The sequence below is a fragment of the Thermophilibacter sp. genome (assembly GCF_966187215.1).
Genome location: NZ_CBIFYV010000047.1, coordinates 1 through 21245, shown reverse-complemented (window position 1 = coordinate 21245; position 21245 = coordinate 1). Strand labels below are relative to the sequence as shown.

Here is a 21245-nt window from a genome sequence, read left to right as displayed (position 1 = left end):
GTTCCCCCTCGTTCATACCAGATGGGGGGAGCCACACCGTTCCTAAGCCTTGTACGGCTCCAGCGCCTCCACGACGACGGCGTTGGCCTGGCGGCACAGCTCGTCGGTGGGCGCCTCGGCCAGCACGCGCACGAGCGGCTCGGTGCCGGAGGCGCGCACGAGCACGCGCCCGCTGCCCTCGAGGAGCTTCTCGGCGTCCTTGACCGCGGCGAGGACCCTCTCGTCGGACATCGCGGCGTCCTTGTCGGTCACGCGGACGTTGACGAGGTCCTGCGGGTAGAGCTTGACCGGGGCGCACAGCTGGGAGAGGGTCTCGCGCTCGGCGCGGATGACCTCCATCACGCGCAGACTGGTCATGATGCCGTCGCCGGTGCACTCGATGTCGCCGAAGATGATGTGACCCGACTGCTCCCCGCCCAGGCTGTAGCCGTTGGCGCGCATGCACGCGTAGACGTTCTTGTCGCCCACTGCGGTGGTCTCGTAGGAGAGGCGCGCCTCGTCGAAGGCCTTGAACAGGCCGTAGTTGCTCATGACCGTGGGCACCACGGTACCGGCGGTGAGACGGCCGTGCTTGTTGAGGTAGACGCCGCAGACGTAGAGGATCAGATCGCCGTCGACCACGTTGCCGCGCTCGTCCACGGCGATGCAGCGGTCGGCGTCGCCGTCGTAGGCGAAGCCCACGTCGAGGCCCTGCTCGACCACGTGGCGACGCAGGCGCTCGATGTGGGTGGAGCCGCAGTCCACGTTGATGTTGAAGCCGTTGGGGGCGTTGTTGATCACGCGGACGTCGGCGCCCAGCGCGTCGAAGACCGGCTTGGCCACCGACGAGGCGGAGCCGTTGGCGCAGTCCAGGCCCACCTTGACGCCCTGCAGAGAGAAGTTGGCGCTCGCGATCAGGTGCGCGATGTAGCGGTTGCGCCCCTGCATGTAGTCGACCGTGCAGCCGATGGCGTCACCGGTGGCCAGCGGCACCTCGACCTCACCGTCGATGTAGGCCTCGATGAGCTCGAGGACGTCCTCGTCCATCTTGTAGCCCTCGCCGTTGACGAGCTTGATGCCGTTGTCGGTGTAGGGGTTGTGGCTGGCGCTGATCATGATGCCGCAGTCAAAGCGCCCGTCCACGGTCTCGTAGGCCACGCCCGGCGTGGGGATGACGTGCAGCAGGTAGGCGTCGGCCCCGGAGGCCACCAGGCCCGCCACGAGCGCGGACTCGAACATGTAGCTTGAGCGGCGGGTGTCCTTGCCCACGACCACGCGGGCCTTGCGCTCCTGGCGCGCCCCGTAGTACCAGCCCACGTAGCGGCCAATCTTGAACGCGTGCTCGACGTCGAGGCCGTTGTTGGCCTCACCGCGGAAGCCGTCGGTGCCAAAGTACTTCATCATGCGCCCCTTTCGGAGACGGTGTCTGCATGCTCCGAACCAATTGTCGCACAGAACCCGTGCCTGCCGAGAATCTCGACAGGAGCCGCACGGCGCGGGGCGGGTTTCTCGGCGTCCGTGCCCGCCCCTCTCGCCTCCTGCGCCCACGGGCCTTCTCGCCCGCCGTCCCTCTCGCCGCCCGATGACAATAACGCGCAGAATCGGACATGCGCGTTAAATTGACCTGCGGATATAGAAAGTTGTGCTTGATTCTGCACGTTATCCGGCCGAGGGAGCCAACCAACGGCCCGCGACACGAAAAAGGCCCGCCGGCCAAAAGCCGACGGGCCCAAAGGAGCAAAGCGAGAAGGACTAGCGCTTGGAGAACTGCGGGCGCTTGCGGGCCTTCTTGAGGCCGTACTTCTTGCGCTCGACCGCGCGGGCGTCGCGGGTGAGGAAGCCCGCCTTCTTGAGGTCCTCGCGGTACTCGCCGGCCTCGAGAAGGGCGCGGGCGATGCCCAGGCGCAGGGCGCCGGACTGGCCGTTGATGCCGCCGCCGTCGAGGGTGGCGAGCACGTCGAAGCGCTCGGCGGTCTCGGTCAGGCGCAGCGGGGCCAGCGCGTTGTCAACGAGCTGCTGGCGGCCGAAGTACTGCTTGGCCTCGCGGCCGTTGACGACGACCTTGCCGGTGCCGGGGACCAGACGGACGCGGGCGACGGCCTCCTTGCGGCGGCCGGTGCCGGTGTAGACTACGGTGTTCTCAGCCATCGGTTAGGCCCTCCAATCGATCTGGACGGGGTTCTGGGCCGTGTGCGGGTGCTCGGGCCCAGCGTAGACCTTGAGCTTGGTGGCCTGCTTGCGGCCGAGGGACGTCTTGGGGAGCATGCCCTTGATGGCGTGCTCGACGACGCGCTCGGGGTGCTTCTCCATGGCCTCGCGGAAGCTCTCGAACTTGAGGCCACCGAGGTAGCCGGAGTAGCGCCAGTACTGCTTCTTCTCGGCCTTGGTGCCCGTGAGCTGCACCTTGTCGGCGTTGATAACGACGACGAAGTCACCGGTGTCGGTGTTGGGCGTGTACTGCGGCTTGTTCTTGCCGCGCAGCGCCATGGCAGCCGTGGTGGCAAGGCGACCGAGCGTGGCGCCGTCAGCGTCGATGAGCACCCACTTGCGCTCGACCTCGCCCGGCTTGGCGAACTGAGTCGACTTCTTCACTTGACTCCTCCTACGTACCTGCGAAGTGACGGCCTCTGGACAGACCGTCGTGCTTTTGTCAGAGATTACGGGGCTCTGTGGAAAAGCCGTAAGAGTATAGCGCATCGCAGCAGCTTGCGAGCGGTGATTTTCGCGTCCACACGCCGTTCAAACCGCGGGCGTGCCGCCCGGCGGGAAGGACGGGCGGGACGTGGCGCGCGGCGTCAGCGCGTGAGGGCTTTCAGAAAGCTTGACCTTGTCGAAAATCGACGAAACGGCCGCCGAGAAGCCCCGTTTTGTCGAAAAACGACACACCCAAGGTTGCCGAAGGCTCCTACGGGCGCCGCCCGGCGAGAAGGGCGTCGCCGCAGCACCCCGGCCGCTAGAATGGAGCCCAACGAACCCGCGCCCAAGGGAGGACCGATGATCTACACCGTCACCCTCAACCCCGCCCTCGACAAGACCGCCCGCATCCCCGGGCTCACCGTCGACGCGGTCAACCGCATCGCCGAGCTCCGCCGCGACGCCGGCGGCAAGGGCATCAACGTCTCCAAGGTCATCCAGAAGCTCGGCGGGACCTCGGAGGCCGTGGCGGTGCTCGCGGGCGACACCGGGCGCTGGATCGCCGGCGCGCTCTCTGAAGCGGGCATTCGGGTGAAGGCCTTCCCCGCCGAGGGCGAGACGCGCACCAACCTCAAGGTCATCGACACCGTGGCCGGCACCCACACCGACATCAACGAGCCCGGCCCCGCCGTCACCGATGCCCTGCTCGACGAGATGCTCGATGTGCTGGCTGAGGAGGTCTCCGCCGGCGACGCCGTGGTGCTCTCGGGGAGCCTGCCGGCGGGCGTGGACCCCGCGACCTACGGGACCTGGACGCGCACCCTGCAGGCCGCCGGCGCCCGCGTCTACCTCGACGCCGACGGCGAGGCGCTCGTGCACGGCCTCGAGGCGCGCCCCTACTTCACCAAGCCCAACGACCACGAGCTCTCGGCCCTCGTGGGACGCGAGCTCACGGACGTGGCCGAGGTCGCGGACGCGGCGCGCGAGCTCGTGGCGGGAGGCGTGGGCCGCGTGGTGGTCTCGATGGGCGGCGAGGGCGCGGTCTTCGCCACCGCGGGCGAGACCTGGCGCGCCTCCTCGGTCAAGGTCCCGGTGGGCAGCACCGTGGGCGCCGGTGACTCGGTGGTGGCCGCGCTCGTCTACGCGGACGCCGAGGGCCTCCCGCTCGAGGACGCCATGCGCCTCGCCATGGCGACCGGAGCCGCCAACGTCATGGAGACCGGCACGCAGGCGGCCGAGCGCACCGCCGTGGACGCCCTTCTCGACCGCGTGGAGCTCACCCGGCTGGCCTAGCCGCTCGCGCAGGGGGGGGCGAGAAGCCCCGCGGCCGGGAGACCCCACCGCACGTCGCCCTAGCGGCCCTCCATGAACGCGCGGATCTCGTCCAGGCGCTCCCGCGCCTGGCGGCGCCCGGCCACGTAGAGCGCGAGCAGCGACTTGCCGTCGCGCGTGGAGGACCCCACGGTCACGGGTTCCTCGGGCGCCACCACCAGGCAGGTGCCCGCGCGCTCGAGCTCCCAGAGCTGGTCGCGCTGGGCGTTGTAGCGCTCCGCGCGCGTGCGCAGCGCCTCGAGGTAGTACGGGTAGGCGTCGTAGCGCCGCGAGCGCAGCGCGAGCTGCTCGCCGGAGCCCGCGAGCTCCTTGCGCAGCGTGCGGTCGAGGGTCAGCACCACGAGCGCGCGCTCGGCCGGCATGTGGCCGGGCACCTCCCGCGCGCCGGGGAGCCCGAGCGCCGGGCCAAACGGAATCGAGTCCGTGGTGCCGCCGTCGAGGTAGCGGTGCCCGTCGATCTCCACGATGCGCGAGACCGCGGGCAGCGACGCCGAGGCGCGCACGCGCTCGAGGTCGTCGGGGTAGCGCCGCACGGGCAGGTAGTCCGCCACGCCGAAGGTCACGTCGGACACCACCGCGTAGAAGGGCGTCTCGTCGGCGTTGAAGGCCTCCTCGTCACAGGGGTCGAGCCGGTACTGGACCTCGTCGTACATGAAGTCCGCGCCCGCGATGTCGCCCGTGGTGGCGAACGACCACAGCGACATGAAGCGCCGGTCGTCGCGGAAGGCGAGGATGTCGCGCATGGTGCGCCCGATCTGGCGCGAGCGGAAGTTCGACGCGTTGATCGCGCCCGCCGAGACGCCCCAGATGCTCGAGAAGCCGCGGACGCCCGCCTCCTGCAGCACGTCGAGCACGCCCGCGGTGAACATCCCGCGGAAGCCACCGCCCTCGAGCACGAGCGCCGGGGCGCCGTTCTTCTCGGCTGCCATACCTAGTCCCCTCCCTGGACAACGACAGCGGCCGCCGGCTGAAGTCAGCCAGCGGCCGCGAAGCGTGCATGGTGGAGGTGCGGAGAATCGAACTCCGGTCCAAAGCGAATCCCTGACAGGTGTCTCCAGGCTCAGTCGCCGGTTGGCTCTCGGAGGCCGCGCACCCGGTGACCCGCGCTTGGCCTCCCAGTCGGTTCGATCTTAGCGCGCGGCATACCGACTACGTCCGCGCGCGCATCTCCCTGAGATGACGTCGCCCCGGGAACGGGAGCGATCCCCGGTTTGACGCGCTGCTTTTAACTAAGCAGCGAGAGCCAGCTGAGGCTCGTAAGAGTTGGTGTCGTCAATTCAATTTGACGGTACCCCTGTTTAACGTGGCGAGGAGACCACGGCCTGCTGCCCATCTCAGACCCACCCTGTCGAAACCAGTCACCCCCACGGATGGAATGGAAGGACCGCCACCATGCGGCTGTCAACGTACGGGCCGCCCGCGCGGCCGTGGGGGTATTCTACCCCGTTCGTGCCCGATTGTTGCGGCACGTGCCGGACGAGCTCACGGGGCGACAAGAACGGGGCGGCCGCCCGCAGACGACCGCCCCGCGCGTCGCGCCTCGTGTCAGCGCTACTCCTCGACCAGCTCGAACTGGTCGGGACCGACGCCGCAGACCTCGCAGACGAAGTCATCGGGCAGCTCGGGGGTGTCAACGGTGACCTCCCAGCCGCACACGACGCAGCGGAACGTGTAGGTCTTCTTCTCGTCAGCCATGGTGCTCTCCTCTCGCTTGCGTCCCTAAATGCTATCACAGCGGTGCCAATGCGGCGACCCGCGGCGACCTAGCTCAGTCCCTCCACATACGAGGAGGCCTTGGCGGGCGTCTTGCCCTTGAGGGTGCCGTGGTAGTACGCGTAGGTCATCGGGGGCACGTCGGACAGGTTGCCGGCGTCCACGACCTCGCCCACGAAGGTGACGTGGGTGCCCACGTCGAGGGTCTTCACCACCCGGCAGGCGACGTACGAGCAAACGTGCTCGGTGGGGTACGGGTCGCCGGTGGAGGCCACGGCGCTCGCGATGCCGTCGTACTTGTCCTCGGTCGCCGACGTGCGGAAGCCGAAGCGCCCCACGAAGAGCATGTCCGCGGACTCGTCAACCACGGCGAGCGAGAAGTGCCCGGCGCGCTCGATGACGCCCTCGGTGAAGTTCTCCTTGTTCACGGTCACCGAGACCTGCAGCGGCGTGGCCGTCACCTGCAGCCCCGTGTTCACGAGGCAGGCTCCCGTGCGCTCGCCGTCCGCCGCGGACACCACGTAGAGTCCCGACGAGAACTTGAACAGTGCCGACGCGTCCATGTCCCTCTCCTCTCCGGCGCCTGCGCGCCACCGATCACCTAGCGGTTCATCTCCTTGAGGGCACGCGCGATCTCGCGGTCCGAGTCGCGGCGCGCCATGTCCGCGCGCTTGTCGTAGAGCTTCTTGCCGCGCGCGAGGCCGATGCACAGCTTCACGCGGTTGTGCTCGTCGAAGTAGATCTCCAGCGGCACGAGCGCCATGCCCTTCTGGCGGAGCTTGCCGTCCAGGTAGTCGATCTGGCGGCGATGCAGCAGCAGGCGACGCTTGCGGTCGGGGTCCACGTTCCAGACGCCCCCGTTGGAGTAGGGGTGGATGTGCACGCCGTGCAGCCACGCCTGGCGGCCGCGGATGAGGCAGAAGGCGTCGGTGATCTGGCACGCCCGCTCGCGCAGGCTCTTGACCTCGGTGCCCGTGAGCTCGATGCCCGCCTCGAACGTCTCATCGATGAAGTACTCGTGGCGCGCCGAGCGGTTCTTGGCGATGGTCCTCTTGCCGGGCTTGGCCTGCTTGGCGCCGCCGGCCCCCCGCTTAGGCATCTGCCTCGCCCCCCTCGGCGGCGAGGTCCTCGTCGCTCTCTCGGATGAGCTCGAGCAGCGCCCTGGCCGCCGGCTCGCCCACCAGGTCACGGGCGCGCAGCGTCAGCGTGGCGGCCTCGTCGCGCGCGCCCGCGGCGACCGCGTCAGTGGCGCACATGAGCAGGCACACGGCGATCTCGGCGTTGGCTCCGTCGGGCAGGCCCTCGGCGGCGAGAAGCTCGGACGCCTCGGAGTCGCTCACCTGATCGGGGTCGCGGTCGGTGCCCGCCGCCTGGTCGAGCGCCGCGGCGAGGGCGGCGTCGCGCACGTCGAGGTTGCGCGCCGCGCGCAGGGCGGCCGCGGCGGTGCGGGGCTTGCCCTCGCCCGCGAGCCAGCCCGCGAAGTTCACGAAGGCGCGCGCGAGGTGGCGCGCGTCGCTCGCCCGCTCGAAGACGCTGTAGGTGAGCGCCAGGTACTCCTGGACGTTCCCGTCCAGGCGGTAGAGGTCGGCGAGGTTGAGGCGCGCGGCGCAGTCCATGGGGTCCCAGCGCACGGCGGCGCGCAGGGCTGCCGCGGCGCCCGCGTAGTCCTCCAGGTGGGCGCGCGCCAGGCCCAGGTCCGCATAGAGCCTGCCCAGCGGCTCGCCCACGTCGCGCAGCTCGCGCGGGTCCCTCTCGACGCGCCGGTAGGCCAGGCGCTCGAAGAGCGTGGGGAAGCTGAACCACTGAAGCTCGTCGGTGGTGGGGCAGTTGGCGTCCACGTAGGCCTCGGCGTCGTCGGCAAGACGGGAGAGCAGCCGCTCCGCCGTCTCGTCCTCGCCCTGGAGCAAGAGGCCCTCGGCCCGCTCCAGCTCCTCGGTCAGTGTGGTCTGATCCATCCGTCCTCCTCGCGGCGGAGGGCCGCACCCGCGGCCCGCGTCATGCCCGTCGTCTCAGTCTTCCCATTATCTCGCAGTCGTGTCACCGGGGTGCCGAGAAGGGCCCGCGTCGCCGCGAGCGAGCGCGAAGTCTATCCGGCCGCGCGCCACGTCCGCGCCCGTCACCTCCACGGCCACGCGCCGCCCGAGGCCCCAGACCTCGCCGGTGCTCTCGCCCGTGAGCGTCATGCGCGCCTCGTCGTACGCGTACCAGTCGCTCCCGAGCGCCCGGACCGGCACGAGCCCCTCCGCGCACGTGTCGTCCAGCGTCACGAAGAGCCCGAAGCGCTCGCAGCCCGTGACCACGCCCGAGAAGCGCTCGCCCACGCGCGACGAGAAGAGCTCCGCCATCTTGACGCGCTGCGAGGCGCGCCCGGCGGCGTCGGCGGCGCGCTCGCGCTCGGAGCACGTGCGGCAGAGCTGCGGGAGTGCCGCGGCCTGCGCGCGCATCTCGCGACCGTCCGCGCGGCCGTCGAGAAGCGCGCCGAGGGCGCGATGGACCGTCACGTCGGGATAGCGCCTGATCGGCGAGGTGAAGTGGCAATAGGCATCGGCCCCGAGCGCGTAGTGCCCCTCGTTGTGCGGCAGGTAGACGGCGCGCCGCTGGGCCCGCAGCAGCAGGGCGCTCGCGAGCGGCCCGCCGCTCGTCCCGCGGGCGCGGCTCAGCACCTCCTGGAGCGCGAACGGGCTTCCCGCGAGCAGGCCCGCCTCGGTCTCGGCGTCGAGAAGCCCCAGCTCGCGCAGGGGCTGCACGGTGGCGCGCAGGTCGTCGGGGGCCGGCCGCTCGTGCACGCGATAGGCCGCGGGCGCCTCGGCGTCGGCCAGGCGCCGCGCGACACACTCGTTGGCGAGCAGCATCGCCTCCTCGATGAGCCCCGTGGCGCGCGTGCGTCGCCGCACCGAGACCCCGGTGGGGCGGCCGTCGCCGTCGAGCGTCACCTTGGCCTCGACGGTCTCGAAGTCAACGGCGCCCCGCTCGCGCCTCACGCGCTCGCGCAGGGCGCGCACCTCGTCGAGCGCCCGGAGCGCCTCGGCCGCGCCCGCGGCGCGCGCGGGGTCCGCGCAGGGCAGCGCGTCAGGGCCCACACGCCCCTCGAGCAGCGCGTCCACGGTGTCGTAGTCGAGCCGCGCCGCCGAGCGGATCGCGCTTCTCGCCATCCGCGCGCTCGTCACGCGGCCGTGCGCGTCGAGACGCATCAGCACGCTCACGGCCAGGCGGTCCTCGCCGGGGCGCAGCGAGCACACGTCGTTGGAGAGGCGCTCGGGCAGCATCGGGACCACGCGGCCCACGAGGTAGGCCGAGCAGGTCCGGCGCTTGGCCTCGTTGTCGATGGGGGTGTCCGCGCCCACGTAGTGTGACACGTCCGCGATGTGGACGCTCACCTCGTAGCCGCCGTCGGGCATGCGGCACGCGCCCACCGCGTCGTCGAAGTCGCGCGCGTCGGCGGGGTCGACGGTCACGCAGAGCTCGTCGCGCAGGTCGCGGCGGCGCGGGTCAGCTGCGAGCGTGCCCTCCACGTCCGCGCGAATCTCCTCGGCCTGCGCCAGGGCCGACGCGGGAAACTCCCCCGCCAGCCCGAAGGAGGCCACGATCGCCTCGACGTTGAGGTCGAGCTCGTCCGCGGACCCCACGCGACGCTCCAGCGTGACCACCGCGGCGCTCGAGCGCGTGGGGTACTCGGTGATGCGCGCCACCACGACGTCGCCGGCGGTCACGCCCAGGCGCCCCGGGCTCGGGTCCTCGGGCACCACGAAGAAGTCGTGGCCGATGCGCGCGTCGAGCGGCGTCACTGCCCCGAGCGGGCCGGCCGGCGAGAAGCGCCCCAGGAACGTCTCCACCGCCCGCGACACCACGGAGCGCACCACCGCGCGCGGCGGGCGCCCCCGCGTCTCGACGAGCGCGACCTCGACCTCGTCCCCGTTCATGGCCTCGCGCTGGCCGTGCCGCACCAGGTCGAAGGTGCCCTCGGGCGTCTCGACGCGCGCGACGCCCGGCCGCGACACCACGAGCGTGCCCGTGAGCGTCCGCGCCCTCGAGCGCGGCCCTCCCGAGCGTCCCCGCCGCGTGTTCCCGTGATGCGCCCTCTTGCGACCCATGTTCCCTCCTCGCTCCCATTGTCGCCCATCCCGCGGCCCGGTGATCGCACGCGGGAGTGCGCTTCGCGGAACTCCCGCTTAGCGATCGCCGGGCCGGCCGCATCCGCTCGACAACGCGAGACCCCCAGGGCTGCTAAGCAGAGATTCCGCGAAGCGCATCTCTGCGTGCAGCCCTGGGGGTCCGGAAACCGTGCGTCTGCGTGCCCTTAGACCTTAAGGTAGCGACGCATGGCGATCGCCGAGCCAAAGAGGCCGATGACGAGGCCGATGACGAGCAGCGCCGCGTAGGTGGCGTAGAGCGTCATCTGCGGGATGTCGAACGAGAGGAACGAGAGGTTCGCCGCGAGCGCCGGCATCAGGAAGTGCAGCCCTACGGACAGCGCCCCGATGGCGAGGAGGGCGGCGATGAGCGCCTCGAGCGTGCCCTCCATGATGAACGGCCCGCGAATGAAGCCGTTGGAGGCGCCGACGAGGCGCATGATCGCGATCTCGCGACGACGCGCGCTGATGGCGAGGCGAATCGTGTTGTTGATGAACACGAAGGCCACGAACGTCAGCAGGATCACCAGGACCGCGGCGCCGATGCGCACGTAGTTGGTGACCTCGAAGAGCCGCTCGACCGTGCCCTGGCCGTACAGCACGTCCTCGGAGGGCGACGAGCCCTCGGTGTCCGCGCCGTCGCGGATCTCGAGGAACGTGGGGTCGTCCATGATGCGCTCGGCCGTCGAGGCCACCTGCTGCGGGTCGTCGAGGGTGATGACGAGCGACGCGGGCAGGGGGTTCTCGCCGTCGAGCGCCGCCACGGCGTCGCTCGCGTTGCGGTTGGACATCGAGGTGCGGTACTCCTCGAGCGCCTCGTCCTTGGACTTGTAGGTCACCGACGCGACGTTGTCCCAGTCGCTGACCTCCTGCTGGAACTCGTCGACGGCGTCCTGGTCGGCGCTGTCGGAGAGGAACGCCTGGATCGTGACGCTGTCCTCGACGCCGCCGACCACGCTGCTGATCATGGCGGAGCCGAGCACAAACAGGCCGATGATGAACAGCGAGAGGAAGATCGTCACCACGGCGCCGAGCACCGTCGTCCAGTTGCGGCGGAAGTGGTGGCCGGCCTCACGCAGGGAGTAGCCGAAGTTAGAGGGCGCCATAGTAGCCGTAGCCTCCCCTCTCCTGGTCGCGGACCACGTGACCGGCCTCGAGCGCGATGACGCGGCGGCGCATGGAGTCCACCATCTCGCGGTCGTGCGTGGCCATGACGACCGTGGTGCCGGCACGGTTGATGAGGTCGAGCAGCTTCATGATGCCCAGCGAGATGGCCGGGTCGAGGTTGCCCGTGGGCTCGTCGCAGACGAGCAGCGGCGGGCGGTTGACCATGGCGCGCGCCACCGAGACGCGCTGCTGCTCGCCGCCGGAGAGCTGGTCCGGGAAGTGGTCCATGCGCTCGCCGAGGCCCACCAGGCGCAGCACCTCGGGCACCTGCGCCTTGATGACGGACTTGGGCTTGCCGATGCACTCGAGGGCAAAGGCGACGTTCTCGTAGACCGTCTTGTCCGGCAGGAGCTTGAAGTCCTGGTAGACGGTGCCGATCTGGCGACGCAGGTAGGGAATCTTCTTGTTGCGCATACGGGTGAGGTCCTGACCGGCCACGATGACCTGGCCGGACGTCGCCTTCAGCTCGCGCGTGATGAGGCGCAGCAGGGAAGACTTGCCCGATCCGGAGTGACCCACCACGAAGACGAACTCGCCGGGATAGATGTCCAGGCTCACGTCGTCGAGGGCGGGCTTGTTGGGCTGGGCCGGGTAGATGAGTGTGACGTTTTTGAACGACACGGTGGGGGTGCCGGTGCGCGAGACCACCGGCGCGGCACCGTCCGCGAGGGACGAGTACACGCTGGTGGACGCCGGCTGCGCGTCCTCGCTGGCGGTCGGCTCGGCCGCGGTGACGACGTGGACGGCCTCGGGCTCGCTCTGGGCCGAGGCGGCCTCGGCCGTCTCGGCGCCCGCGTCCGGAGCCGCGCCGGCGGCGAACGCGCCGGCGTCGTCAGCCGCGGGCGCCTCCGCCTGCGGTTCCGCCTCGGAGGAGACGACCCTCAGCGGCTCGACGTCCTCCGACCCCTGTCGCTCAGTGCTGCGAAAGTGACTGGCCACAGAAGCTCCTTATCCTTGCTCGATACGGACAAACACGCACATAGTCTAGCAAACGCCCTGATGCACCGGGGGCCCTTCTCCTCGCGTCCACATAAAGAGAAGGGGCGGCCCGAAGACCGCCCCCTCGCGTGCCCTGCGTGACGACGCTAGGCGAGAACCGCCTCGACGGCGCTGACGACGCCCGCGGCGTCGAGGCCGTAGACGTGCAGCAGCTCGGTCGCCGGGCCGGACTGACCGAAGGTGTCCTTGACGCCGACCTTGCGGACAGGCACGGGGCACCGCTCGGAGAGCACGTCGCACACGGCGCTGCCGAGGCCGCCGATGACGGAGTGCTCCTCGGCCGTGACCACGTGGCCGGTCTTGGACGCGCTCTTCACGAGAAGCTCGGCGTCGATCGGCTTGATCGTGTGCATGTCGATGACCTCGGCGGAGACGCCCTTCTCGGCCAGCGTCTCGGCGGCCTCGAGGGCGGCCTGGACCATGAGGCCGCACGCCACGATGGTGACGTCGGCGCCCTCGCGCTTGACGATGCCCTTGCCGACCTGGAACTCGAAGGTCTCGGGGTCGTTGACCACCGGAACGGCGAGGCGGCCGAAGCGCATGTAGACGGGGCCGTCGAGCTCGTAGGCGGCGCGAACCGTGGCGCGGGCCTCGGTGTCGTCGCACGGCACGATGACGGTCATGCCCGGGATGGTGCGCATGAGGGCGATGTCCTCGTTGCACTGGTGGGTGGCGCCGTCCTCGCCCACGGAGATGCCGGCGTGCGTGGCGCCGATCTTCACGTTGAGGTGGGGGTAGCCGATGGAGTTGCGCACCTGCTCGAAGGCGCGGCCCGCGGCGAACATCGCGAAGGTGCTCGCAAAGGCCACGCGGCCCGTGGTGGCGACGCCGGCAGCGAGGCCCATCATGTTGGACTCGGCGATGCCCGCGTCGAAGAAGCGGTCGGGATAGGCGGCCTTGAACTTGCCGGTCTGCGTGGCGGCGGCGAGGTCGGCGTCAAAGACGACGAAGTCGTCGTGCTCGGCGCCCAGCGCGACGAGCTCCTCGCCGTAGCTCTGGCGCGTGGCGATCTTCTTGGTGTCGGCCATCGGTTACGCCTCCTTCGAAAGCTCGTCCATGCCCTGGGCGAACTGCTCGTCGTTGGGGGCCTTGCCGTGCCAGCCCACCTGGTTCTCCATGTACGAGACGCCCTTGCCCTTGACGGTCTCGGCGACGATGCACACCGGGGCGCCCGTGACCTCGCGCGCCTCGGCGAAGGCGGCGCGGATCTGCGCCATGTCGTTGCCGTCGGCGAGCTCGATCACGTGGAACTTGAACGCGCGGAACTTGTCGGCGATGGGCATCGCGGAGTTGACCTCCTCGATGGAGCCGTCGATCTGCAGGCCGTTGTGGTCCACGATCAGGCAGAGGTTGTCGAGGGCGTGGTTGCCGGCGAACATCGCGGCCTCCCAGACCTGCCCCTCCTCGATCTCGCCGTCGCCGAGCAGGCAGTAGGTGCGATAGGTGTCGCCCCAGTGCTTGGCGGCGAGCGCCATGCCCACGGCGGCGGAGATGCCCTGGCCGAGCGAGCCGGTGGTCATGTCCACGCCGGGGGTATCGTTCATGTTGGGGTGACCCTGCAGACGGCTGTCCACGTGGCGCAGGGTCTCGAGCTCCTCGACGGGGAAGAAGCCGCGCTGGGCGAGCGTCGCGTAGAGGCCCGGGGCGGCGTGGCCCTTGGAGAGGACGAAGCGGTCGCGGTCCGCCTTGCGCGGATCCACCGGGTCGACGTTCATCTCCTCGAAGTACAGGTACGCGAGGATGTCGGCCGCGCTGAGCGAGCCGCCCGGGTGCCCGGACTTAGCGGCGTGCGTGCCCACCAAGACGCCCTTTCTGATCTCGGTGGCGACGTGCCTGAGCTCGTCGTCGGTCATGGTGTCTCCCTTCTAGAGGCGTTGACTACACCTGGCCGCGCGGTCGGTCAGGGGGCGCAGAGGCGCCCACTCTAGAAAAGATAGCAGAACCGCGGCCGCTCAGGACCCGTCCGCCTCGCCGGAGCCGCCGCCGGTTGCCCAGCGGTGGTAGCCCACGACGAAGCGATCGAGGTCCCCGTCCTCGAGGACGGACTCCACGTTGCCCGTCTCCACGCCCGTGCGCAGGTCCTTGACGAGCTGGTAGGGGTAGAGCACGTAGCTCCTGATCTGGTTGCCGAAGCCGATGTCGTGCTTGGGACCGCGCAGCTCGTCGAGCTCCGCGGCACGCTTGGCGAGCTCCATCTCGTAGAGGCGCGCGCGCAGGATCTTCATCGCGAAGGCCTTGTTCTGGAGCTGACTGCGCTCGTTCTGGCAGGTGACCACCGTGCCGGTGGGGAGGTGCGTGATGCGCACGGCGGAGTCGGTGGTGTTGACGCCCTGGCCGCCGTGGCCGGAGGCGTGGTACACGTCGATACGCAGGTCGTTGGGATCGATGTCGACCTCGACGTCGTCCGGCAGCACCGGCAGGACCTCCACGCCGGCGAAGGTGGTCTGCCGGCGCTTCTTGTCGTCGGTGGGCGAGATGCGCACCAGGCGGTGCACGCCCTGCTCGGCGCGGAGCATGCCGTAGGCGTTTCTCCCGCTCACCGTGAACGTGGCGCGGTCGAGGCCGATCACCTCGGCGGCGGGCGCGTCGTTGACCGTGACCTTCCAGCCGCGGCGCTCGCAGTAGCGCAGGTACATGCGGAAGAGCATCGCGCACCAGTCCTGCGCCTCGAGGCCGCCCTGGCCGGGGGTCACCGTGACGATGGCGTCGCCATGGTCCAGGTCGTCGGTGAACCAGCTCGAGAGCTCGAGCTCGGAGAGCTCGTCCTCCAGCTCCCCGGCGAGTGACGACGCCTCGGCGAGAAGGTCCTCGTCCCCGGTCTCCTCCCCCAGCTCGAGGGCGGCCGTCGCGTCCTCGAGGCGCGCGTGGGCACGGTCGATGCTCGCGACATCGTCGCGAGCGGACGAGAGGCGCTCCATGACGGCGCGGGCAGCCTCGGCGTCGTCCCAGAAGCCGGGCTCGGCGCTTCTCGCCTCGAGCTCGGCGACCTCGCCGCGGCGCTCGTCTATGTGCAGGTACCCCTCGACCTCGGTCAGGCGCGCCGTGAGGGCGTCGAGGTCGGCCTTGGTGACGTCTGCCATCTATCGGTTCCTGCCGTGGCAGTGCTTGAACTTCTTGCCGCTGCCGCAGGGGCAGGGGTCGTTGCGGCCGACGCCAACGTAGGGGTCGGGGTCATCCGACTTGCGATAGGTCCGGGGCTTGCCGGGCGCCGGCTGGGCGGGAGCCGCGGCGCGGCCCGCGGGAGCGGGCGCGCGGCCGGCGCCGGAGCGGTCCCCGTCGACCTCTGAGGGGCCCGAGTAGCGGGCGCCGCGCAGGGCGTCGTCGTCGGCGTCGTCGGACGGGGCCGCGGGACGGACGGCGACCTCCAGGCGCAGGATCGTGCGCAGGAAGTCCTCGTACATCGTGTTCACGAGCTCGCTGAAGGCCGCGTAGGCCTCGGTCTTGTACTCCACGAGCGGGTCGCGCTGGCCGAAGCCGCGCAGGCCGATGCCCGTCTTGAGGTAGTCCATGTCCTGCAGGTAGGCGCGCCAGCGCACGTCGATGATGCGAAGCATGACCTGCGCGGCGAGCGCGTTCATGGGAGCCTCGCCGATGCGCTCCGCCTTCTCGGCGAAGCAGCGGCGCACGAAGTCGCTGACCTCGTCGACGACGCTGCCCTCGTCCTGGTCGTCCGTGACCTCGGGGACGTCCTTGCGCCCGGTCAGGTCCTGGAGCCATCGGGTGAGGCCGGCGACGTCCCACTCGGCGTGGTGGCGGCCCTCGGGGCAGAAGGAGGCGACCTCGCGCTGGACCGTGTCGTAGGCGACCTCGTCCACGCGCGCCATCAGGTCCTTGCCGTCGAGGATGCGGTTGCGCTCCTCGTAGATGACGTCACGCTGCATGTCCATGACGTTGTCGTAATCCAGGACGTTCTTGCGCATGGCGAAGTTGGCCTCCTCCACCTTGCGCTGCGCGCTCTCCACGGCCTTGGTGACGAGCTTCGCCTGGATGGGCATGTCGTCGGGCATCTCGTACTTCTGCATCATGGCCGAGATGCGGTCCATGCGGTCGCCGCCGAAGAGCCGCATGAGGTCGTCCTCGAGCGAGAGGTAGAACTGCGTCTCGCCCGGGTCGCCCTGGCGGCCGGCGCGGCCGCGGAGCTGGTTGTCGATGCGCCGGCTCTCGTGGCGCTCGGTGCCGATCACGCACAGGCCGCCGGCCTCGATGACGTGCTCGCGCTCCGTGCGGCACTGGACGCGGGCCCGCTCGATGGCGCGGTCGCGCTCGGCGATGATGCGGGCGAGCGTCTCGGCGTCGACCTCGAGGCCCTCCTTGGCGAGCATCTCGGACGTGAGGTGCTCAGGGTCGCCGTCGCCGAGGATGCGCTGCACCGCCTCGCGGCTGACCCCGAAATCGGTGTTGCGGACCTCGTCCTCGCCCAGCTCCTCGGGGTTGCCGCCGAGCAGAATGTCGGTGCCGCGGCCGGCCATGTTGGTCGCGATGGTGACGGCGCCCTCGCGTCCGGCCTGGGCGACGATCTGCGCCTCGCGCTCGTGGTACTTGGCGTTGAGCACGTTGTGCTTGATGCCGCGCTTGTCAAGGATGCGCGAGAGCCGCTCGGAGTTCTCGATGGACACGGTGCCCACCAGGCACGGCTGGCCCTTGGCGTGGCGCTCGGCGACGTCGTCGGCGACCGCCCTGAACTTCGCGTCGACCGTGCGGTAGACGAGGTCGTCGTAGTCCTTGCGGATGAAGGGCTTGTTGGGCGGAATGACCTGCACGGGGACGTGGTAGACCTCACGGAACTCCGCGTCCTCGGTCATGGCCGTGCCCGTCATGCCCGAAAGCTTGTCGTACATGAGGAAGTAGTTCTGGAGCGTGATCGTGGCGAGCGTCTGGTTCTCCTCGCGGACGGCCACGCCCTCCTTGGCCTCGATCGCCTGGTGCAGGCCCTCGGAGTAGCGCCTCCCCTCCATGATGCGGCCCGTGAACTCGTCGACGATCTTGACCTCGCCGTTGACGACCACGTACTGCTGGTTGACGTGGAACATGTACTCGGCCTTGAGCGCCTGCTGGAGGTGGTTGACGAGCTGGCCGGACGGGTCGGCGTAGAGGTCGCCCTTGCCGAGGGCCTTCTCGATCTTCTTGAGGCCCTCGTCGGTCGCGGCGATCGTGTGCTTGGCCTCGTCCATCTCGAAGTCCACGTCCGGCGTGAGGCCGCGGACCGCACGGGCGAAGTCCTTGTAGGTGCTCGCCGACTTGGTGCCGACGCCCGAGATGATCAGCGGCGTGCGCGCCTCGTCGATGAGGATGGAGTCGGCCTCGTCGACGATCGCGAAGTTGAACCCGCGCTGGACCCGCATGTCGGCGCGCGTGACCATGTTGTCGCGCAGGTAGTCGAAGCCGAACTCGGAGTTGGTGCCGTACGTGACGTCGGCCGCGTACGCCGGCTTCTTCTGGGCCGGGCGCATCCCGTTCTGGATCAGGCCCACGGACATGCCGAGGAAGCGGTAGATGCTGCCCATCCACTCGCTGTCGCGCTTGGCCAGGTAGTCGTTGACGGTGACGATGTGGACGCCCTTGCCCGGGATCGCGTTGAGGTATCCCGCGAGCGTCGAGACGAGCGTCTTGCCCTCGCCGGTCTTCATCTCGGCGATGGTGCCCTTGTGCAGCGCGGCGCCGCCCTCGATCTGCACGTCGAAGTGACGCAGCCCGATCGTGCGCACCGACGCCTCGCGCACCGCGGCGAAGGCCTCGGGGAGAAGGTCGTCGAGGGTCTCGCCCCGGTCGTAGCGCTCGCGGAAGCGCGCGGTCATCCCGCGGAGCTCCTCGTCGTCCATGGCCTGGAAGGTCGGCTCGAACTCGTTCACGCGGCCGGCGATGCGCTCGAGCTCCCTGAGCTCGCGGTCCGAGCCCACGGAGAGGATCTTGGAGAGAAAGTTGGGCATGTGACTCCCTTGTGCAGCCGAGAATCGAGTGCCGGTCGGCACTCACCCTCAACACTCTACCCGTTGGTGCCCCGGCCGGGGGCCGTGTGCGTCCCTCACACCAAAAGCGCACCTCCGGTGGCGGGGCCCCCGTCGGGGCCGTCCGCCCCGTCGGCTCCCTCTGCGCCGTCCGCTCCCTCGACGACGCGACGCGCGCCGCGCCTCCCCCTTCTCGCCCGCGCGAGACGCGCCGAGAAGTCCTCGCTCTGCCGGTCGGCCTCCACGGCGCGCCCGCAGGCCCTGAGCGCCCTCACGAGCGCCACGACCGCGTCCTCCCGCAGGTCGTCGGTCGCCACCGCCTCGCGCGCCAGCCGGACCCCGGTGCGCTCGCGACCGAGGCGGGTCGCCGCCCCGGCACCCGCCACCATCGCATCGGCGAACAGCTCCCGGAGCTCGTTGCGGAGCCCGGTGACGAAGCCCGTGGCGTCCACCGAGGGAAGGTAGAGGTCGCCCTCGTAGAGCTCCTCCGCCCTGAGCGCCAGCTCGAGGGCCCGCTCGTCATCGAGGCTGTCGGCCGCCGCCCGCGCGAGCCTCCTGAACTCGTCCACGTCGCAGCTCACGAGCCCCATGTCGAGCGATATCTCCCGCGTCGTGCGACTCGCCACGAAGGGGTCGAGGTCCGGGTCTATCTCGGCGATGGCGCGGCGCAAGACACTCGTGGCCTGGTACGCGCGGCTGAAGCCTCTCACGTAGTCGCAGTCGGGCCAGACCTGCTCGACCAGGCGGAACCGCTTCGTCCCCGACCCGTGCTGCAGCACCAGGTACTCGAGGAAGGGCTTGGCGTTCCGGCGCTCCAGCTTCCAGTCCGCCACCAGGACGCCCCGCACGCGCAGGGAGAAGCCCCCGAGCAGGTCGAGGCGCAGCGGGGCCTCGTCCCGGGACTCCTCACGGGAATCCGGGCGCCCGTCTGCGGCGGGCGCGCCGCCCGCGCGCGGCGCCCCTCCTGCGCCCTCTCCCAGGGCCCTCCTCCACGACGGGGGCAGCCGCCGGGCCATGAGGTCGGAGAGCTCGCCCATGCCCGAGAGGAGCAGGCGCAGCAGCCACAGGGCGTTCCAGGGCACCTCGTCGGGCAGCGCGTCCCCATCACCGGGGAGCTGTCCCTCCTCGAGAAGCGCCGCGCTCACGAGCGAGCGAACGGCGCCCAGGTCGTCCCCGCATCCGTCCTCCCCGATCCGCGCCCGTCCTCCCATCAGGTAGCGTGCCACGCCCTTGAGCAGATCAGCCACGCGGACGAAATAGGCCGCGCCCAGGCCCGTGGCAACGGAGGACGCGAGCGAGGCTCGCACGTGCGCCCGCGCGACGGACCCCTCGCGAAGATCGAGCACGCTGCCCGTCAGCAGCGCGGCCATCTGCACCATCGCGCTCCCCGAGCGCTCCGCGCGAGTCACGAGCGCCTGCGCCCGCGCGCCGCCGTCCCCCTCGTCGAGCAGGGCGGCCTCCACCATCTGCTCCACCACGAGGTAGCCCGCGAGCCCGCGCATCGTCCGCCTGCGAAGCAGCTCGCGCGCCTCGTCCGGAACCGCGTCCTCGTGGGGCTCACCTCCCGTCATCAGACGGGCCAGCTCCTCGTCCACCGCGAGAAGCGCCCCGGACACCGTGCCGGGCCGCAGCTCGCCCGGAGCTGCGGCGAGCCGGCGCAGGACGTCCGTGAACCTGCCGTCCCCCATCAGCACGCACGCCTCCGCGTGAACGCGCAGTCTGCGCCCGAGGTCATCGCCCGGGGCGCCGAGCGTGTCGAGGGGCGGCCTCGTCCCCGTCAGGAACCGGCACGCGTCCGCGATCAGACGGGCCGTGCCGCGCCCTCGCCCCTCGAAACCGTCAGTCCCCTCCTCGCCGCGGCCGGTCAGCGCTCCCACGGCGTCGAGCAGCGCCTCAGCGCGCTCCCCGCGCGGGCAGTCGGGCCGCCCGAGCGCATGCCGCACGAGGTCGACCTCCCCCTCGTTGAGAAACGCCGCACCCTCCTCGACGACGAGCTCGCAGACTCCCTCGCACTCCGAGAGCGCGCCGAGCGCCGCCGCCCGCGCGTAGTCCCCGCGCCCCACCAGAAGGCGCATGGCCGCCGTGGGTACCTCCGGGTAGAGCGCGCAGGCATGGTCGAGGCGCCTCATGCAGACGCGCAGCGCCATGTCATCCCGCGCGGTGAGGCTCGAGAACCCCGTGAGGTCGGGACTGACGCCGAACAGCGGCGCGTTGGCGCAAATGCCCTCGAGAACGTCTCTGTGGACCCCTCCGGAGACGCGAGCCAGGTCGTCGTACGTCCCCGCGCCGAGCAGAAGCATGCCGAGCCTGGCGCGACACTCCTCGTCCGAGAGACTCGGACGCACGGACAGCGCCAGAAGCTCCCCGAGCGCGTCGAGGTAGGACGCGCCCGGGCGAAGGTCGCGCCCCCTCTCGAGCGCCCCCGCTCCGAGCGAGGCCACCAAAGAGGGAATCCCGCGAGTGACGCTCGCCAGAGATGCCCCCTCCGTTTCCGGGTCGGACGCGGGGAGCGGGCACAGCAGCTGGGGCGCGCGCAGCACCTTGCACTCGGGAAGCTCCTCGAGCAGCTGAGCGCCCTCAGGAGCCACCGAGAGGACGACCGAGGCCCCTGACGACCACATACGTCGCAGTGCGCGCACCTGACGGGCCACGCGAGCCTCGTCGCAGGGTGGGAGCTCGTCAAGACCGACCAGGATGGAACCGTCCGTCTGCGAGACCCTGCGAGCGAGACGCGTGAGGAACTGTGTCGCGCTCTCCGGGGACGATGCGCCCAGGTCGCGTCGGAGCACGCGGGTCCCCAAACGAGCGCCCCAGGCGAGCGCGGCTAACACCACCTCCCGCGCGCCCATCCCGGGCTCGGCACAAAGGGCGAGCAGAATGGGGCGCGGGGGACGCTCGTTGTCGGACCCGCCCGCCTCGTCGACGACGCGAGCCCACAGCTGCTCCGCAAAATCCGCTTCGGTAAACGGCTTCATTCGAAACGCCCCCAACACACCGTGACACCAGACACGCCGCCGCGCGGCAGTATCTAACATAGCCACATTTGTGACGCCCATGCGACGTTTTGAGAAATCATGGGAAACAAAATTGGGAGCTTCGTGCAAGTTAGCGGTCAGCTAGGTGTTTACCTGCTGTTTTGCAATACGAAAATGGTGAGTTGGGAATGATTGGTTACGACACCGAATCGTCGTAAGCGAGTGATGGGGGAGTCGATTCCATGGGGCTCCGGCCACAAAGAAGGCCCCCGTTCGGAGGCTTGGACAGCGAAATGCCCCTTGTTGGTCAGCGACGTCCTGCTCTCCCACGGACTGACTCCGCAGTACCATCGGCGCTCGGGGGCTTAACT

At 70.1% G+C, this 21245-nt stretch carries 17 protein-coding genes and 1 other RNA gene; 1 reads left to right on the top strand and 17 read right to left on the bottom strand.

The window, feature by feature from the left end:
* Window positions 1-42: 42 nt before the first annotated feature.
* From glmM to rplM, 3 genes are all read right to left on the bottom strand, one after another.
* Window positions 43-1380: a phosphoglucosamine mutase gene (gene glmM / locus ACWTSU_RS04265; protein WP_455138639.1), complete on the bottom strand. Its 1338-nt coding sequence runs from the start codon at window positions 1378-1380 to the stop codon at window positions 43-45.
* Window positions 1381-1731: 351 nt separating this feature from the next.
* The gene (gene rpsI, locus ACWTSU_RS04260) at window positions 1732-2127 is read right to left on the bottom strand and encodes a 30S ribosomal protein S9 (protein WP_455138638.1); all 396 of its coding nucleotides are present in this window, start codon (window positions 2125-2127) and stop codon (window positions 1732-1734) included.
* Window positions 2128-2130: 3 nt separating this feature from the next.
* Window positions 2131-2571: a 50S ribosomal protein L13 gene (rplM, locus tag ACWTSU_RS04255; protein ID WP_455138637.1), complete on the bottom strand. Its 441-nt coding sequence runs from the start codon at window positions 2569-2571 to the stop codon at window positions 2131-2133.
* Between the two features lie 402 nt (window positions 2572-2973).
* Here rplM and pfkB point away from each other — a divergent pair, with 402 nt between their 5' ends.
* Window positions 2974-3906: a 1-phosphofructokinase gene (gene pfkB, locus ACWTSU_RS04250; protein ID WP_455138636.1), complete on the top strand. Its 933-nt coding sequence runs from the start codon at window positions 2974-2976 to the stop codon at window positions 3904-3906.
* Between the two features lie 59 nt (window positions 3907-3965).
* Here pfkB and ACWTSU_RS04245 read toward each other — a convergent pair whose 3' ends face one another.
* The 14 genes from ACWTSU_RS04245 to ACWTSU_RS04180 form a co-directional block, all read right to left on the bottom strand.
* The gene (locus tag ACWTSU_RS04245; RefSeq protein ID WP_455138635.1) at window positions 3966-4874 is read right to left on the bottom strand and encodes a patatin-like phospholipase family protein; all 909 of its coding nucleotides are present in this window, start codon (window positions 4872-4874) and stop codon (window positions 3966-3968) included.
* Window positions 4875-4943: 69 nt separating this feature from the next.
* Window positions 4944-5311: a transfer-messenger RNA gene (ssrA, locus tag ACWTSU_RS04240) on the bottom strand.
* A gap of 185 nt (window positions 5312-5496) precedes the next feature.
* Window positions 5497-5640: a rubredoxin-like domain-containing protein gene (locus ACWTSU_RS04235; protein WP_455137028.1), complete on the bottom strand. Its 144-nt coding sequence runs from the start codon at window positions 5638-5640 to the stop codon at window positions 5497-5499.
* Window positions 5641-5708: 68 nt separating this feature from the next.
* Window positions 5709-6221 carry a flavin reductase family protein gene (locus tag ACWTSU_RS04230; RefSeq protein ID WP_455138634.1) on the bottom strand — a complete coding sequence of 171 codons (513 nt, stop codon included), beginning with the start codon at window positions 6219-6221 and terminating at the stop codon, window positions 5709-5711.
* A 38-nt stretch (window positions 6222-6259) separates the two neighbouring features.
* Window positions 6260-6757, bottom strand: a complete 498-nt coding sequence (smpB, locus tag ACWTSU_RS04225) for an SsrA-binding protein SmpB (RefSeq protein WP_455138633.1) — start codon at window positions 6755-6757, stop codon at window positions 6260-6262.
* Entirely contained in the window at window positions 6750-7613 is an 864-nt protein-coding gene (locus ACWTSU_RS04220) for a hypothetical protein (protein WP_455138632.1), read from the bottom strand. The genes smpB and ACWTSU_RS04220 overlap by 8 nt, the downstream gene beginning before the upstream one ends.
* A gap of 66 nt (window positions 7614-7679) precedes the next feature.
* Entirely contained in the window at window positions 7680-9749 is a 2070-nt protein-coding gene (locus ACWTSU_RS04215) for a ribonuclease R family protein (protein WP_455138631.1), read from the bottom strand.
* A 206-nt stretch (window positions 9750-9955) separates the two neighbouring features.
* Window positions 9956-10894 (bottom strand): permease-like cell division protein FtsX, encoded by a 939-nt coding sequence (gene ftsX / locus ACWTSU_RS04210; RefSeq protein WP_455138630.1) that lies wholly within the window; start codon window positions 10892-10894, stop codon window positions 9956-9958.
* Window positions 10881-11894, bottom strand: a complete 1014-nt coding sequence (gene ftsE / locus ACWTSU_RS04205) for a cell division ATP-binding protein FtsE (RefSeq protein WP_455138629.1) — start codon at window positions 11892-11894, stop codon at window positions 10881-10883. Before ftsE ends, ftsX begins: the two co-directional genes overlap by 14 nt.
* Before the next feature lie 146 nt (window positions 11895-12040).
* Window positions 12041-12982, bottom strand: coding sequence for a transketolase family protein (locus tag ACWTSU_RS04200; RefSeq protein WP_455138628.1), 942 nt, complete (start codon window positions 12980-12982; stop codon window positions 12041-12043).
* A gap of 3 nt (window positions 12983-12985) precedes the next feature.
* Complete coding sequence (locus tag ACWTSU_RS04195; protein ID WP_455138627.1) at window positions 12986-13807, bottom strand: transketolase; 822 nt, start codon at window positions 13805-13807, stop codon at window positions 12986-12988.
* A 99-nt stretch (window positions 13808-13906) separates the two neighbouring features.
* Window positions 13907-15034, bottom strand: coding sequence for a peptide chain release factor 2 (prfB, locus tag ACWTSU_RS04190; RefSeq protein ID WP_455138626.1), 1128 nt, complete (start codon window positions 15032-15034; stop codon window positions 13907-13909).
* Window positions 15035-17881, bottom strand: a complete 2847-nt coding sequence (gene secA / locus ACWTSU_RS04185) for a preprotein translocase subunit SecA (protein ID WP_455138625.1) — start codon at window positions 17879-17881, stop codon at window positions 15035-15037.
* Window positions 17882-17976: 95 nt separating this feature from the next.
* The gene (locus ACWTSU_RS04180) at window positions 17977-20874 is read right to left on the bottom strand and encodes a BTAD domain-containing putative transcriptional regulator (RefSeq protein WP_455138624.1); all 2898 of its coding nucleotides are present in this window, start codon (window positions 20872-20874) and stop codon (window positions 17977-17979) included.
* Window positions 20875-21245: the final 371 nt, after the last annotated feature.